This is a genomic window from Olleya sp. KKT75, assembly GCF_055635485.1.
In genome coordinates this window covers 1,632,634-1,649,007 of sequence record NZ_CM145759.1, presented here as the reverse complement: position 1 = coordinate 1,649,007, position 16,374 = coordinate 1,632,634, and the positions used below count along the sequence as shown (strand labels likewise).

The window sequence follows — 16,374 nt, the reverse complement described above, 5'->3', positions numbered from 1 at the left end:
AAAAAAACCAGCGCGTTAACACTGGCTTTTTATAGTCTCTAAAACACCGTTTTAGGATACTAACTCTTCATGTACTTTTTCTGTATTGATGGCGGCTTGAATAGCATGTCTGTGTTTTGCAATTAAGTTATCAATAGTTGGTGGCAGGTTATTTTCTTTCAATAACGTATCATATTCTTCCAAGCTAGCCTCTTCCCCTTTGATTGCTTCTTCTATAATAGCCTCTTCGTTATTTGAAGAAAATACGGCTTTTAAACTCATCCAATTTCTGTGCATAGCACCTTTAAAACTTCCTGAATCTTCTGGGATTTGTCCGTACTGCAAGATTTCTGTTCTTAATTCTTTAGCAAACTGACTACGTTCTGACGCACGTCTTTTAAAAAATAATTTTAATTCGCTACTTTCTACATTATCAATTGCATTTAGATACCCTTTTTCAGCATCATAATTTTTAACTAATAATTCGTTTAATTTTTTTGAAATTTTTTCTCTGTAATTCATTTTATCTCTATCATTTTAAATTCCAATAACCTTCTTTATAGATGTGTATTGTTTCTCATCTTCCCATTCAAGATACAACAAACAACAGCTGTCGCCAAGGGTTTTAACAGGGTTTATGATAGCCTTAAGAGTATTTAACAAAAAAAAAGCCAACACAAATGTGCTGGCTTTTTTATATCTATTTAGTGGTACTTAATTACTACAATCTCCTAATCCATTTATTAGCGCTTGTATTGCACCATCGTCATCTCCACAAGATGCCTTTTTAACTTGAAGTGCTGTTTTATAAGCATTACAAAAATCTGTATACTGTACTCCAGCTGGATCTACATTGTTTAAATTAGTCTCTGTTGTCAACGTTACCGCTGTTGCATTTTGACACGCTACATTAACATCTATAGGATTTACTACTGCAATGTTTAAGATTGGTATATTATAAAAATACCCTCTATTAAAATTTTCAGACATAAAACCAGTACTATCAAACCCATTAAAGTTAAAAGTTCCAGATACCGTTCTTTCAATTAAATTAAACTCAGTAATTACAATTTCTCCTTCAGAAGGATAAATTTGAACTTCTGGATTTGGAATATTATTAGTTGTATATGCCAAACCAAAATCATTTTGATACACTGCAGAAGATACTGTGTTACCAAGTTGATACACCCCTTCAACGGTATTATCCGTTTTAAGATTAATTATACTTTCGTTTCTAATTCCGGTAATTACTAAATCTCCAAATGTGTCCACATTAGCCCTAAAGGTATTGGCTTCCCATAATTCGCCATTATTATAGCCTAAAAAAGCAGGCGAGTTAAACACCAAATCATCAGTACAAGACGTCAAACCTAATACAAGAACCAGTAGGTATATTATTTTTTTCATTCGTTAGTTAGTTATTTACAACATCAAAAATATAATAATTTATTTTATAACGTAGATTTCCTTTAAAAACTTGAAAATTAAAAAATTATACTATCTTTGCAGACTTATTAATAATAGAGGTCGCGAACCTCACAAATTAATTACATATGCCAGTAAAAATTAGATTACAAAGACACGGTAAAAAAGGAAAACCTTATTACTGGATCGTAGCAGCTGATGCTAGAGCGAAAAGAGATGGTAAATACCTAGAGAAATTAGGTGCTTACAATCCAAACACAAACCCTGCAACTATCGAATTAAACGTTGATGGTGCAGTACAATGGTTACAGAATGGTGCACAACCAACTGATACAGCAAAAGCTATTTTGTCTTACAAAGGAGCAATGCTTAAAAACCATTTAGCAGGAGGAGTAAGAAAAGGCGCTTTAACAGAAGAGCAAGCTGAAGCAAAGTTTACTGCTTGGCTTGAAGAAAAAGCAACTAAAGTAGATGCTAAAAAAGATGGTTTATCAAAAGCGGAAGCTGATGCTAAAACTAAAGCTTTTGAAGCAGAAAAAGCAGCTAATGAAGCTAGAATTGCAGCTAACGCTCCAGTTGTAGAAGAGGCTCCTGCTGAAGAAGCAAAAGCTTCTAACGAAGAAGAAGAATAAAAATTATTTTTTATACTTTTAAACTCCGATAATTTTTATCGGAGTTTTTTATGCAAAAAACTTTTCTTATGGATATTAAAGACTGTTTCTTTTTAGGTAAAATTGTTAAAAAATATAGCTTTAAAGGCGAGCTACTTATTAAGCTAGATACCGACGAGCCCGACTTATACGAAAACTTAGATTCTATTCTTGTAGATCTAAGAGGTACACTAGTCCCATTTTTTATTGAGAGTTCTCAATTACACAAATCAGAATTACTACGTGTTAAGTTTGAGGACGTCGATACAGAAGGTGATGCTGATGCGTTAATAAAAAGCGCGACGTATTTACCACTAACAGTATTACCAAAACTTGCAGATGATAAGTTTTACTTCCATGAAATTATTGGATTTAAAATCGAAGACAAAACCTTTGGTCATGTTGGTATCATTACTGGAGTTAATGATATGACTTCTCAATCTTTATTTGAAATTGATCGTGATGGTATTCAGATTTTAATCCCAATGAACGATCAGTTTATTTCTAAAGTAGATAAGCCAAACAAAACTATTTTTGTTGATACTCCAGAAGGATTAATAGATTTATACTTAGAAGAGTAACTTCTTTTATGCTCAATTTATTTCAGTATCGCACCCAAAAATAATGAGATCCTGAAACTAGTTCAGGATGACGTAGTGGTAGTTAACTATATTTATTGATGCTTTTGAAGCAATAATGGACCTACAACTAAAACAATAACCCACGTCATGCTGAATTTATTTCAGTATCACATCCAAAAATAATGAGATCCTGAAACTAGTTCAGGATGACGTAGTGGTAGTAAACTATATTTATTGATGCTTTTGAAGCAATAATTGACCTACTACTAAAACAACAACCCACGTCATGCTGAATTTAGTTCAGTATCACACCCAGAAATAATGAGATCCTGAAACTAGTTCAGGGTGACGTAGTGGTAGTAAACTATATTTATTAATGCTTTTGAAGCAATAATTAACCTACAACTAAAACAATAACTCGCGTCATGCTGAATTTATTTCAGTATCACACCCAAAAATAATGAGATCCTGAAACTAGTTCAGGATGACCTAGTGGTAGTAAACTATATTTATTGATGCTTTTGAAACAATAATTGACCTACGACTAAAACAAGAACCCACGTCATGCTGAATTTAGTTCAGTATCACATCCAAAAATAATGAGATCCTGAAACTAGTTCAGGATGACGTAGTGGTAGTTAACTATATTTATTGATGCTTTTGAAGCAATAATGGACCTACGACTAAAACAAGAACCCACGTCATGCTGAATTTAGTTCAGTATCACCCAAAAATAATGAGATCCTGAAACTAGTTCAGGATGACCTAGTGGTAGTAAACTATATTTATTGGTGCTTTTGAAGTAATAATTACCCTACAACTAAAACAAGAACTCTCGTCTTGCTGAATTTATTTCAGTATCGCATCCAGAAATAATGAGATCCTGAAACTAGTTCAGGATGACGTAGTGGTAGTTAACTATATTTATTGATGCTTTTGAAGCAATAATGGACCTACGACTAAAACAATAACCCACGTCATGCTGAATTCATTTCAGTATCACCCAAAAATAATGAGATCCTGAAACTAGTTCAGGATGACCTAGTGGTAGTAAACTATATTTATTGGTGCTTTTGAAGTAATAATTACCCTACAACTAAAACAACAACCCACGTCATGCTGAATTTAGTTCAGTATCACATCCAAAAATAATGAGATCCTGAAACTAGCTCAGGATGACCTAGTGGTAGTAAACTATATTTATTGGTGCTTTTGAAGCAATAATTACCCTACAACTAAAACAACAACCCACGTCATGCTGAATTCATTTCAGTATCACATCCAAAAATAATGAGATCCTGAAACTAGTTCAGGGTGACGTAACTATAAGCAAGTCTTTTAGAATCAAAGAAACATAATAACAAAATCATAGTTTTAAGTTATCCTAAGTATTTAATAGATTTGCAGCTTACAAAATAACTCTCGTTATGCTGAATTTATTTCAGTATCACAACGCGAAAGAATAAGATACTACAACACATTCAGGATAACACAATATGAGTAAGCCTTTTCAATTTAAACAATTTAACGTCCAACAAGACCAATGTGCCATGAAAATTGGTACCGATAGCGTATTGCTTGGCGCGTGGACACCATTAGACACCAATCCTTTTTCTGTATTAGATATTGGTGCCGGAACCGGTGTATTATCTTTAATATTAGCACAACGTAGTCACGCACAAGTGATAGATGCTTTAGAAATTGACGAACAAGCTTATGAGCAATGTGTAGATAATTTTGAAACCTCACCGTGGGCAGATCGTTTGTTTTGTTACCATGCAGATTTAGCTGAGTTTGCCGAAGAAATTGAAGACAAATACGATCTTATTATCTCTAATCCTCCATTTTATTCTGAGGATTATAAAACAGACAACACCCAACGTGATTTAGCTCGTTTTACAGACGCCCTTCCCTTTGATCATTTAGTAGAAAGCGTATCACAATTGTTATCAGAAGATGGGGTTTTTACGGTAATCATTCCGTTTAAGGAAGAGGCTAACTTTATCAAATTAGCGTCTGAAGTTAATTTGTTTCCTAATAAAATAATGCGCGTTAAAGGGTCCGATGCTTCGGAAATCAAAAGGAGTTTGCTAGCGTTTTCTTTCCGCAAAAGCGACATAAAAACAGAGACTTTAGTTATCGAAATTGAAAGACATCAATACACTCAAGATTATATAAATTTGACTCAGGATTTTTATCTTAAAATGTAATTGGGTTTGGTGGTTTCTTAAAGACCCTTCGACTGCGCTCAGGGTGACATTAGTTTTGCTATTGGATTTGGCGGTTTGTTTTTTACTTTTTTTTAGACTAGGATGGGATCCTGAAACTAGTTCAGGATGACGTGTGTGGGTGCGTTTTTTGTTGCTATTGGATTTTGTTCTAAAATGCTAAATATGTTATTATTTGCAGGTAAATAAAAGGATTCGTAAAAAAATGCCTTAATTTTTAATATAATATTGCGTTCTGCAAACGATTTCGTTATTTTTGTTAGGAACAATAAGCTACATTAACAGTTTATTTCTAACACAGACTAAAATGAAACCAGATTTATTTGAAGCTCCAGATTACTATAATCTTGACGAACTTTTAACTGAAGAACATAAATTAGTACGTGATGCTGCTCGTGAATGGGTAAAGCGTGACGTCTCTCCAATTATAGAAGAATATGCTCAAAAAGCAGAATTCCCGAAACAAATTGTAAAAGGATTAGCAGATATTGGTGCTTTTGGACCTTATATTCCTGTAGAATATGGTGGTGCTGGTTTAGACCAAATTGGTTACGGTTTAATCATGCAAGAAATAGAACGTGGCGATTCTGGTGTCCGTAGTACAGCTTCTGTGCAATCGTCTTTAGTAATGTATCCTATCTGGAAATATGGTAACGAGGCACAACGTCAAAAATATTTACCAAAATTAGCTAGTGGAGAATGGATTGGTAGTTTTGGTTTGACTGAGCCTGACCATGGAAGTAATCCAAGCGGAATGACAACAAACTTTAAAGATATGGGTGATCATTATCTTTTAAATGGTGCAAAAATGTGGATCTCGAATTCGCCATTTTGTAATATTGCTGTCGTTTGGGCAAAAAATGAAGAAGGTCGTATTCACGGTTTAATTGTAGAGCGTGGCATGGAAGGGTTTACAACACCAGAAACACATAACAAATGGTCACTTCGTGCATCTGCTACAGGCGAGCTTATTTTTGATAATGTTAAAGTACCTAAAGAAAACTTATTACCTAACAAATCTGGATTAGGCGCACCATTAGGCTGCTTAGATTCGGCACGTTTTGGTATTGCTTGGGGTGCAATAGGCGCTGCAATGGATTGCTACGATACTGCTTTAAGATACAGTAAAGAACGTATGCAATTTGGTAAGCCAATTGGACAGTTTCAATTACAACAAAAGAAACTAGCTGAAATGATTACCGAAATTACTAAAGCGCAGTTATTAGCTTGGAGACTTGGTGTTATGCGTGAAAACGGTACAGCAACCTCAGCGCAAATTTCTATGGCGAAACGTAATAATGTAGATATGGCATTAACTATTGCCAGAGATGCTAGACAAATGCTAGGTGGAATGGGAATTAGTGGCGAATACAGTATTATGAGACACATGATGAATCTTGAAAGTGTTGTTACTTACGAAGGTACACATGACATCCACTTACTAATTACAGGATTAGATGTTACAGGATTAAATGCTTTTAAATAGTTTTTATAATTAGATATTATTAAAATGCACATCTATTTGATGTGCATTTTTTTTATATTATTTTTACTTATATGTTTTCAGGAAAAAAGAAATTAGATCGCGCTTACAAACAAGCTAAAGTGATTGCGTTTGACGATACGTCTAAGTTTATATTATTTAGCGATTGCCATCGTGGTGATAATAGTTTTGCGGACGATTTTTCTAATAATAGAAACATCTATTACCACGCCTTAAAACATTACTATGTTAAGGATTTTGATTATGCCGAACTAGGTGATGGTGATGAGCTTTGGGAAAATATCTCATTTAATGCCATATTAAATGCCCATAAAAACGTGTATATGCTTATGAAACAGTTTCATAAAAAAAAGCGTCTGCATATGATTTGGGGTAATCATGATATGGTGTACCGAAACCCAGAGTATGTCAAGAAAAATCTATCTACCTTTTTTGACCCTAAAGTAGGCAAGGATGTCGAGCTGTTTAAAGATTTGACTTATAACGAAGCGATTGTTTTAAAACATAAAGACACCAATCAAGAGGTATTTTTAACGCATGGGCATCAAGCCGATTGGTGGAATTACACCTTTTGGAAATGGAGCCGATTTATGGTGCGTGTCCTTTGGAAGCCCTTAAATGTTATGGGTATTGCCGATCCGACAAGTCCTGCTAAAAATTACACCGAACTTATTAAAGTGGAACGTCGTACCAAAAACTGGATTACTGCCAATAATAACCTAATTACTATTGTTGGTCATACCCACAGACCCCGTTTTCCTGAGCCTGGTGATGTTGCCTTTTTTAATGATGGTAGCTGTGTCCACCCAAGAAGTATTACTGGTATTGAAATTGAAAATGGCGCTATCTCTTTAATCAAATGGCAAATTGCAACCAAAGAAGACGGAACATTGCAAATTGTACGTGTGCTTTTGGAAGGTCCGAGACGTTTGGTGGATTATAAGGGTTAGTAAAAAACAACTAGCATTACTAGAACTAAGGGCTTGGTAATCTTCTAGATTATAACTAACAATAAACAGATTGCTTCACTGCGTTCGCAATGACGGGTTACTTTGAATAAGAAATAGAAACAAATACCCTTGAATAAAACGATACCTCATATCGCAAAAATTCCTCACTTTAGTTAAAGGGAGGTGGTTTTGGTGTAACCAAAAGCGGAGGGTTTACCTTAAACGCGAAGCAGTTTTTTATAGTATTGAAAGTTTGCCAGAAAACAGATTGCTTCACTGCGTTCGCAATGACGGGTTGCTTTGCATTACAAACAGAAATAGAAACAAATACTCTTAAATAAAACGATATCCCATCTCGCAAAAATTCCTCACTTTAGTTAAAGGAAGGTGGTTTTGGTGTAACCAAAAGCGGAGGGTTTGCCTTAAACGCGAAGCAGTTTTTTATAATATTGAAAGTTTGCCAGAAAACAGATTGCTTCACTGCGTTCGCAATGACGGGTTGCTTTGCATAAGAAACAGATTGCTTCACTGTATTCGCAATGACATTTCAATTATGATTCTGGCGCCAATTCCACTTCCAAACCTTCCATTTCTGGTGTCATTTGGATTTGACATCCTAATCTTGAATTGTCTTTTACATCAAACGCTTCGCTAAGCATAGCTTCTTCATCGTCTTGCATTTCTGGTAATGGCGTATCACTTAACACATAACATTGGCAAGAGGCACACATAGCCATACCACCACAGATGCCGATAGTCCCTTCTGGAGCAAGCTCGTAACTACGTACGACTTCCATTAAATTCATAGCCATATCTGTTGGTGCTACTATTTGGTGTGTTACACCGTCTCTGTCTGTTATTTTGATATTTATATCTTGTTCCATTTTTTTGCTATTTACGCAGACTGGGTTTGCTTTACTTTTATTTAGTTTGTTGTTTGGCTGTCCTACCTTTTTGGGGTAATGTTACTCAACTTGTTTTTTATTGCTAATGACCCTTCGACTGCGCTCAGGGTGACACTTGATGTTGCTATTATATTTTATTATCACTTTGTGGGCGACTTTGCTTTTTTTACTTTGCTTGTGTGATCCTGAAACTAGTTCAGGATGACGTAGTGGGTGTTATTGTGTTTGATGTTACTTTGTTGTTATGTTTTACTACTAACGACCCTTCGACTGCGCTCAGGGTGACACTTGATGTTGCTATTGTGTTTTATTGTTCACTTTGTGGGTGACTTTGCTTTTTTTGCTTTGCTTGTGTGATCCTGAAACTAGTTCAGGATGACGTAATGGGTGTTATTGTGTTTGATGTTACTTTGCTATTGTTATGTTTTACTGCTAATGACCCTTCGACTGCGCTCAGGGTGACATTTGATTGTTGCTACACTATATTACCTACTGCATATCAAATTTAATGCCTTTTTTGATATAAAAAAAGACCTCACTGATTTTAAAATCTATGAGGTCCAAGTCTTTATATTTTAGATTTTAAAAATCTTAGCATTACTTTAATCAATTGCTTTTACAACTGCTTTTGGTGCTTCTTTACGTGTTCCGTCAAATCCATCCACACCACTTACTGTTGTATACTTTAATACGTAACGTTTTCCTGGATTAATGATTTGATATGCTGATTGACACATTAATGTCGCCTCATGGAATCCACAAAGGATTAATTTTAATTTTCCTGGATAAGTGTTTACATCTCCAATAGCGTAAATCCCTGGTATATTAGTTTGATAGTCTAAAGCATTATTAACTTTAATGGCATTTTTTTCTATCTCTAATCCCCAGTTTGCAATTGGCCCTAATTTTGGCGATAAACCAAATAGAGGCACAAAATGATCACATGGTTTTGTAAACGTCTCGTCGCCTTGCTTTACAACAATAGCTTCTACTTTTCCGTTACCTTCTACTCCAACAACCTCAGCGGGTGTGATTAGATTAATTTTACCAGCGTTTTTAAGTTCTTGTACTTTTTCTACAGAATCTAAATGACCTCTAAACTCATTACGTCTGTGTATTAAAGTAACTTCTGATGCGATATCGCTTAGGAAAATACTCCAGTCTAATGCCGAATCTCCTCCACCTGCGATAACTACTTTTTTGTCGCGGTAAAATTCTGGTTCTTTTATAATATACTCGACACCATAATCTTCATAATCCGAAAGGTTATCAATTTTAGGTTTACGAGGCTCAAAACTACCTAATCCACCTGCAATTGCAACTACGGGCGCTTGATGTTGTGCGCCTTTATTTGTAGTCACTATAAATGATCCGTCCTCTTGTTTTTCTATTGTTTCTGCACGCTCTCCAAGAGTAAAACCTGGTTCAAATTGCTTGCATTGCTCCATTAATTTATGCGTTAAATCTCCCGCTAAAATTTCTGGATAAGCAGGAATATCATAAATAGGTTTTTTTGGATATAACTCTGAACATTGCCCACCTTGTTGTGGTAATGCGTCTATTAAATGACATTTAAGTTTTAATAATCCTGCTTCAAACACTGCGAAAAGACCTGTTGGTCCTGCGCCTATTATTAGTATGTCTGTTTTAATCATTCTGTAACTTTTTCTTAATGGTCTTTAGCTTTTGGCTATTGACTTTTTAAACATGGCTTACTGCTTTGCGCTAACAAAGGTAAACTAAGCGTTTGTCTAATTTTATGACTTTTGTTAGCTTTTACTCCTGCCTTAGGGGTGGAATACTTCGACTACGTTGAGTACAAGTTTACTGGTTGAGCACCTCGCAGAGTACGATTAGTAAGCAGCCGATCCTTGTGGTAACGTCCAAACTATTTTTTACCCTACGTTAATGACACGCTCTATCTGTGGTGCGTACTTTTTGATGGTCATTTCTACGCCTGACTTTAAGGTCATTTGGTTGACACTACATGAGGTACACGCGCCTTCTAACTGCACTTTTACTTCGTTATTTTCTATTGACAATAGGGTGATATCACCGCCATCGTTTTGCAAAAAAGGACGAATTTCTTCTAGTGCTTTTTCTACGTTTAGTCTTAGCTCTTCTGTTGTCATTTATTTTTTATTAACTGCAGAACATCCTGCCATAGTGGTTATTTTGATAGCTTCGGTAGCTGGTAAATTATCGTTTCTGTCCACAACTTGCTGCACTACATTTTGCGTAATTTTTTCGAACGCTTTTTCTAATGGTGTTCCGGTTTGCATTGCTGCTGGACGACCAACATCTCCTGCCTCACGAATACTTTGTACTAAAGGCAGCTCTCCTAACAATGGTACTTGTAAGTCTTCTGCTAAGTGTTTTGCACCTTCTTTACCAAAGATATAATATTTGTTATCTGGCAATTCTTCTGGTGTAAAGTAAGCCATGTTTTCTATAATTCCTAAAACGGGTACGTTAATACTGTCTTGTTGGAACATTGCAACTCCTTTTTTAGCATCTGCCAAAGCTACTGTTTGTGGTGTACTTACAATTACTGCTCCGGTGATTGGTAGTGATTGCATGATACTTAAATGGATGTCTCCGGTTCCTGGAGGTAAGTCCAATAATAGAAAATCTAACTCGCCCCAAGCAGCATCAAAAATCATTTGATTTAATGCTTTGGCTGCCATTGGCCCTCTCCAAACGACTGCTTGATCTGGTTTTGTAAAAAACCCGATAGATAATATTTTAACCCCGTAGTTTTCTACAGGTTTCATTTTTGATTTACCGTCTACTGTTGTTGATAATGGACGCTCTGACGCCACATCAAACATAATTGGCATTGATGGCCCGTAAATATCAGCATCTAAAACACCAACTTTAAAGCCCATTTTTGCTAATGTTACCGCAAGGTTTGCTGTTACTGTAGATTTACCTACACCTCCTTTTCCTGAGGCTACAGCTACAATATTTTTGATACCCGGAATGTGTTTTCCTTTGATTACATTAGGTGCTGACTTTTCTGGTGCATCTACCGTAACGTTAATTTTAATCTTAGCTTTTTCGTACACGTTTTTATGGATGGCTTGTAGAATTTCTACTTCCGTCTTTTTACGTGCTTGAAGTGCTGGGTTTTTTATTGTAATGTCTACAATAACCTCGTCTGCAAAAGTGACAACGTTTGTTATTGCTCCGCTTTCTACCATGTTTTGTCCTTCTCCAGGAACGGTTATAGTTTCTAAGGCTTTAAGTATGTCTTGCTTGTTTAATTTCATTTTTTTGCTAGAAAAAAAGAGATTAGAAAGGAGAACTTGGACTGTTGTCGCATTCTCAAAACCAACTCTTGATAATAAATAACTAATTCAGAATGATTCTAAAGTGCAAAGATACTACATAAAGCTTGAAGAATGAAGCGCTAGGTTTGTTGTTTTTTATGGTGTGATAGTTACAATTTATGATGGTGGTTTGGGATTACTAGCTTGCTAAGATTAGCATTTTTGAGTTTTACTCAACCCTTTTAAGAACAGTAGATACGGGCAGATTATTCCGAAAGTAACTCTGAAGGATTCCAAAAGTGAGTCTCTAAGTTTTGTATTTGGTTATCGATAACCTCAATACCTTCGCTCTCTAATAATTGTTGCATTAGATTGGTCCCATCAAAATGATGTTTTCCGGTTAGCAATCCTTTACGATTTACTACGCGATGTGCGGGAACATCTTTACTGTGTGAACCATTCATGGCATACCCTACCATTCTGGCGCCACGATTAGCGCCTAAATAATTAGCAATAGCGCCATAACTAGTGACGCGTCCATGGGGGATTTGGCGTGCTACCTCATACACTTTTTCGAAAAAATTAAGTGTTTCTGGTTTCATATTACTAGTAGTCTTTTATGATATTTACTAGCGTCACAACAGCTATAATACCTGTTATGGAACCAATAATATAATTCATGTTTTTTTGTGACTTTAGTTTTTCGCTCTTGATTTTTTTCAAGAAAAACACATAGCAATATAACATTACAAATGTCCCTATTGCTGCTCCTGCTACATAAGAGGTAATATTATAGTTGTCTAGTGTGATTAGCCCTAAACTGGCCAATGTAACACTCATATATGCTTGATACGGAATAGGAAACACGTTTAGAGCAGACAGAAACATACCGTAAAAAAACTGACTACGTTTACTTTTACGCTCGTCTTCTTTTTGTGGTTTGGCTTCTTTTTTTGCTAATAGGAAAAAATAAACGGTGATAATTACAAATAATACAAATGCCACCCGTTGTAACATTTGCACTGTTTCTGGGTGTTTACTTAAATAACGCGCAAAAATAACCGCTATTAACGTTTGAAAAATGACAATGACGCAAACGCCTAACGAAAATACTAATCCACGACTATACCCTTCTTTTATACTAATTTTTGCAGCGGTCATGTTTAGCAGACCAGGCGGAATAACGCCGACTAATGCAATACATAAGCTAATAAAAAAGGTAATTGTTAAATTCAATAGTTAGTTAATTTTAAACCGAATATACGTAATTGGTTTGTTTTGCTCTAAATAGATACTCTCATAATGTGTTTGAATGTCCGTTACTTCTTCCGGACTTCCTTCTTGTCTGTACACATCGTTATTAGCATGTAGCACCTCGTGGCCTTCTCCATGTAATAATCCAAGGGTATACCCATGCATAAACTCTGAGTCCGTTTTTAGATTCATGATACCATCTGGTTTTAAAATGTTTTTGTAACGTTTTAAAAATGCAGAATTGGTCATTCTATGCTTTGTGCGCTTATATTTTATTTGTGGGTCTGGAAACGTAATCCAGATTTCGTCAACTTCGTTTTCTGCAAAAACAGATTCTACCAACTCTATTTGAGTACGGATAAAGGCAACGTTTGGCATCTTATCTTCTGTTGCTGTTTTGGCTCCTCTCCAAAAACGCGCCCCTTTAATGTCAATACCAATAAAGTTTTTGTTTAGGTATTTTTTACCTAAAGCAACACTGTACTCTCCCTTACCACATCCTAATTCTAGGACTAAAGGATTGTTGTTTTTAAACACGTTTTTATTCCAGTTTCCTTTATGCTGGTAAACCTCGTCTACTAATTGGCTTCTAGATGGTTGAAACACATTATCAAAGGTTTCGTTCTCTCTAAATCTTTTTTGCTTGTTCTTGCTACCCACTTCTTAACTATTTGTTATTTCTGGCGTAAAATTAAGGAAATATAGTTAAGTAGGTTTATGATTACCTTTGATTTTGATATTTTATGCGTTAAGGATGGAAGTGGCATCCTTTTTTTGCTGCCATAAATGGCAAAAAAAGATATAACGGACAGCCTGACCTTTTTAGGTAACGCCCAAATTACTATAATGAAAAAACGAATTTTAGTTGCACCTTTAAATTGGGGAATTGGTCATGCGACGCGTTGCATACCGATAATACATGCTTTGATTGCACACGGTTTTGAGCCCGTTATTGCTAGTGATGGCCAAGCGTTGCAATTATTGACTAAAGAATTTGAGCAACTTACCTTTATAACGCTGCCTGCATATAACGTTAAATATTCTAAGTCTAAACAGTGGTTTAAATGGCACATGCTGTTACAATTACCAAAAATTAGAAAAGCGATTAGGAAAGAACATGCGTTAGTGGATCAAATTATTTTGGATTATGATATCCAAGGGATTATTTCTGACAATAGGATGGGTGTGAATTCTAAACGTGTGCCTTCCGTTTTTATCACGCACCAATTAAATGTAATGAGTGGCAGTACGACCGCATTAAGCACTTTTTTTCATGACCGTTATTTAAATAAATTTGATGCTTGCTGGATTCCTGACTTTGAAAACACACCGAATTTAAGCGGAAAACTTGGTCATGATTTTAAACCTAAGGGATTACAACTACATTATATTGGACCGCTAAGCAGATTAGAAAAAGAGGCTTTAAAGCCGAAATATGACTTGATGGTTTTGTTGTCTGGTCCTGAGCCACAACGTACCCTTTTAGAAGAACAACTGCTGTCTGATTTGATTAATTATAGAGGGAAAGTTGTTTTTGTACGCGGTAAAATTGAAGCAGAACAGACCGTGATGCACGAAACGCCTTTTACTATTTATAATTTTATGCAGACTGAAGAATTGCAAAATGCAATTAACAGAAGTCAGCTTATTATTTCTAGATCTGGGTATACAACAATTATGGATTTGGCTAAACTTGGTAAACAAGCCTTTTTTATACCAACTCCGGGACAGTTTGAACAGGAATATCTAGCTAATTATTTAGACAAAAACGGGACTATTGCTAGTTGTAGTCAATCGGCTTTTACTTTAGACCAACTAGATCGTGTGACTAATTATAGTGGCTTTAAAAGTTTTGAAAATACGATTGATTTTACACACTTGTTTTCGCTTTTTCAAGCGTAAAAGAGAACTCACTACCGATATTAATTTCGCTTTCTACGTATATTTTTTCTTCGTGTGCCTCTACAATATGTTTGACTATTGCAAGTCCTAATCCTGAACCACCTTCTTTACGTGATCCACTTTTATCGACTCTGTAAAAACGCTCGAACAATCTTGGGATATTTTTTTTCTCTATCCCTTCTCCATTATCCGTAACTCTTACAATAACCTTGTTTTTAATAAGCTTTTCTATGCTTACTTCCGTAGTTCCTTTTTCGCGCCCGTACTTAATTGAGTTAACAATAAGATTAGTAAGCACTTGCTGTATACGCTCCGCATCACCAACTACCATTATTGGATGCTTGTAATGCATGTCAAACGTTAGTGTGATTTTCTTTTTAGCAGCTTTCATTTCTAACAGCTCAAAAACACTTTGCACTAATTGTATAATATCAAAAGGGGCAACATCTAAACTTAAGTCTCCAACTTCTAATTTAGTTATCATGTCTAAATCTTTGACTATATAAATTAGACGCTCTACTCCTTTATTGGCACGCTCTAAATATTTTCCAGAAACATTAGGATCATTGATTGCACCATCCAACAAGGTTTCTAGATAACCTTGCACGGTAAATAGCGGAGTTTTAAGCTCGTGCGAGACATTACCCATAAATTCTTTACGGTACTCTTCACGGACTGTTAGGGTTTCGATTTCTATTTTTTTGTTTTTAGCAAATTGATCTATTTGCTGTGTCAACGTTGCCATATCTGTTGTAATACTTTTTTTTCTAAAAGTAACAGACTCTAAAAGCGTTAGGTCTTTATATATTTTATTAATCCGTTTGTAGATAAACTTCTCAACTCTAAATTGGGTAATTACAAACGAGACGCTAAATGTGGCAAATGAAAACAATAGGATCTGCCCAAAATGCAATGCATAAAACACATACAAAAAGACACTTATGAGTAGTGTTAAAAAAACAGTGATTAAAAACGATGTTTTTAATGCGAATTTATACGTCTTTTTTAATTTCAAAATTACTCTACAAATTTATAGCCAACACCTTTGACTGTCTTAAAACTTTGGTCTCCAATTTTTTCGCGTAGCTTACGGATATGAACATCAATAGTACGTCCACCAACAACAACCTCGTTACCCCAAACACGATCTAAAATATCTTCTCTTTTAAAGACTTTACCTGGTTTTGATGCTAATAAAGATAATAGTTCAAATTCTTTTCTTGGTAACACAATTTCGGTTCCGTCTAAAACAATTTTGTACTCTTCTCTATTAATAACTAAGTTACCTATAGTCATTAAAGACCCCGCAGGCTCTTCAGATTTTAAACGTCTTAATAGCGCCTTTACTTTACTAACTAATACTTTTGGCTTGATTGGTTTTGTAATATAATCATCCGCGCCAGCATCAAATCCTGCTACTTGAGAGTAATCCTCTCCTCTAGCAGTTAAAAAAGTAATTAGTGTACTACTAAGCTCTGGCAGTTTACGGATAGCCTCACAAGCTTCAATACCGTCCATTTCAGGCATCATAACATCTAAAATAATAAGTTGCGGCTTTTCTTTTTTGGCTTTTTTTACAGCTTCTAAACCGTTTTTAGCGGTTGATACTTGATAGCCTTCATTGGTTAAATTATAACCAATAATTTCTAAAATATCTGGCTCATCATCGACTAAAAGAATTTTAATGTCTTTTTTGTTCATAGACTGGAAACTTGAATTTAATT

Annotated in this window: 17 protein-coding genes; 6 read left to right on the top strand and 11 right to left on the bottom strand. The window is 35.3% G+C overall.

Annotated features, from left to right (window positions below; translation table 11 throughout):
- Positions 1-51: 51 nt before the first annotated feature.
- On the bottom strand, positions 52-501 hold the full coding sequence (locus ACZ2G2_RS07320; protein ID WP_101202028.1) for a ferritin-like domain-containing protein: 450 nt from the start codon (positions 499-501) through the stop codon (positions 52-54).
- A 192-nt stretch (positions 502-693) separates the two neighbouring features.
- Entirely contained in the window at positions 694-1,386 is a 693-nt protein-coding gene (locus tag ACZ2G2_RS07315; RefSeq protein ID WP_470394786.1) for a DUF6252 domain-containing protein, read from the bottom strand.
- 146 nt (positions 1,387-1,532) lie between these two features.
- Here ACZ2G2_RS07315 and ACZ2G2_RS07310 point away from each other — a divergent pair, with 146 nt between their 5' ends.
- From ACZ2G2_RS07310 to ACZ2G2_RS07290, 5 genes are all read left to right on the top strand, one after another.
- Positions 1,533-2,036 (top strand): 30S ribosomal protein S16, encoded by a 504-nt coding sequence (locus ACZ2G2_RS07310; protein WP_470394784.1) that lies wholly within the window; start codon positions 1,533-1,535, stop codon positions 2,034-2,036.
- A 68-nt stretch (positions 2,037-2,104) separates the two neighbouring features.
- Positions 2,105-2,635 carry a ribosome maturation factor RimM gene (rimM, locus tag ACZ2G2_RS07305; protein WP_090837364.1) on the top strand — a complete coding sequence of 177 codons (531 nt, stop codon included), beginning with the start codon at positions 2,105-2,107 and terminating at the stop codon, positions 2,633-2,635.
- A 1,496-nt stretch (positions 2,636-4,131) separates the two neighbouring features.
- Positions 4,132-4,845, top strand: coding sequence for a tRNA1(Val) (adenine(37)-N6)-methyltransferase (locus tag ACZ2G2_RS07300; RefSeq protein ID WP_470394782.1), 714 nt, complete (start codon positions 4,132-4,134; stop codon positions 4,843-4,845).
- A gap of 325 nt (positions 4,846-5,170) precedes the next feature.
- Positions 5,171-6,349, top strand: coding sequence for an acyl-CoA dehydrogenase family protein (locus ACZ2G2_RS07295; protein WP_090836583.1), 1,179 nt, complete (start codon positions 5,171-5,173; stop codon positions 6,347-6,349).
- A gap of 71 nt (positions 6,350-6,420) precedes the next feature.
- Positions 6,421-7,317 (top strand): metallophosphoesterase family protein, encoded by an 897-nt coding sequence (locus tag ACZ2G2_RS07290; protein ID WP_101202031.1) that lies wholly within the window; start codon positions 6,421-6,423, stop codon positions 7,315-7,317.
- 551 nt (positions 7,318-7,868) lie between these two features.
- Here the strand turns inward: ACZ2G2_RS07290 and ACZ2G2_RS07285 are convergent.
- From ACZ2G2_RS07285 to trmB, 7 genes are all read right to left on the bottom strand, one after another.
- A complete protein-coding gene (locus ACZ2G2_RS07285) occupies positions 7,869-8,201 on the bottom strand; it encodes a 2Fe-2S iron-sulfur cluster-binding family protein (RefSeq protein ID WP_090836587.1) in 333 nt (110 codons plus the stop codon).
- A 623-nt stretch (positions 8,202-8,824) separates the two neighbouring features.
- The gene (locus ACZ2G2_RS07280) at positions 8,825-9,877 is read right to left on the bottom strand and encodes an NAD(P)/FAD-dependent oxidoreductase (RefSeq protein WP_470394780.1); all 1,053 of its coding nucleotides are present in this window, start codon (positions 9,875-9,877) and stop codon (positions 8,825-8,827) included.
- A 240-nt stretch (positions 9,878-10,117) separates the two neighbouring features.
- The gene (locus ACZ2G2_RS07275) at positions 10,118-10,354 is read right to left on the bottom strand and encodes a NifU family protein (RefSeq protein ID WP_090836593.1); all 237 of its coding nucleotides are present in this window, start codon (positions 10,352-10,354) and stop codon (positions 10,118-10,120) included.
- Complete coding sequence (locus ACZ2G2_RS07270; RefSeq protein WP_470394778.1) at positions 10,355-11,494, bottom strand: Mrp/NBP35 family ATP-binding protein; 1,140 nt, start codon at positions 11,492-11,494, stop codon at positions 10,355-10,357.
- Between the two features lie 266 nt (positions 11,495-11,760).
- Positions 11,761-12,096 (bottom strand): MGMT family protein, encoded by a 336-nt coding sequence (locus ACZ2G2_RS07265; protein ID WP_470394777.1) that lies wholly within the window; start codon positions 12,094-12,096, stop codon positions 11,761-11,763.
- Positions 12,097-12,100: 4 nt separating this feature from the next.
- A complete protein-coding gene (locus ACZ2G2_RS07260; protein ID WP_470394775.1) occupies positions 12,101-12,730 on the bottom strand; it encodes a LysE family translocator in 630 nt (209 codons plus the stop codon).
- A 3-nt stretch (positions 12,731-12,733) separates the two neighbouring features.
- The gene (gene trmB, locus ACZ2G2_RS07255) at positions 12,734-13,408 is read right to left on the bottom strand and encodes a tRNA (guanosine(46)-N7)-methyltransferase TrmB (protein ID WP_470394773.1); all 675 of its coding nucleotides are present in this window, start codon (positions 13,406-13,408) and stop codon (positions 12,734-12,736) included.
- Positions 13,409-13,534: 126 nt separating this feature from the next.
- Between trmB and ACZ2G2_RS07250 the strand changes: the two genes are divergently transcribed.
- Complete coding sequence (locus ACZ2G2_RS07250) at positions 13,535-14,650, top strand: glycosyltransferase (RefSeq protein WP_470394772.1); 1,116 nt, start codon at positions 13,535-13,537, stop codon at positions 14,648-14,650.
- Here ACZ2G2_RS07250 and ACZ2G2_RS07245 read toward each other — a convergent pair.
- Positions 14,619-15,668: a sensor histidine kinase gene (locus tag ACZ2G2_RS07245; RefSeq protein ID WP_470394908.1), complete on the bottom strand. Its 1,050-nt coding sequence runs from the start codon at positions 15,666-15,668 to the stop codon at positions 14,619-14,621. The genes ACZ2G2_RS07250 and ACZ2G2_RS07245 overlap by 32 nt on opposite strands.
- The gene (locus tag ACZ2G2_RS07240; protein ID WP_090836603.1) at positions 15,668-16,351 is read right to left on the bottom strand and encodes a response regulator transcription factor; all 684 of its coding nucleotides are present in this window, start codon (positions 16,349-16,351) and stop codon (positions 15,668-15,670) included. The genes ACZ2G2_RS07245 and ACZ2G2_RS07240 overlap by 1 nt, the downstream gene beginning before the upstream one ends.
- Between the last annotated feature and the right edge of the window lie 23 nt (positions 16,352-16,374).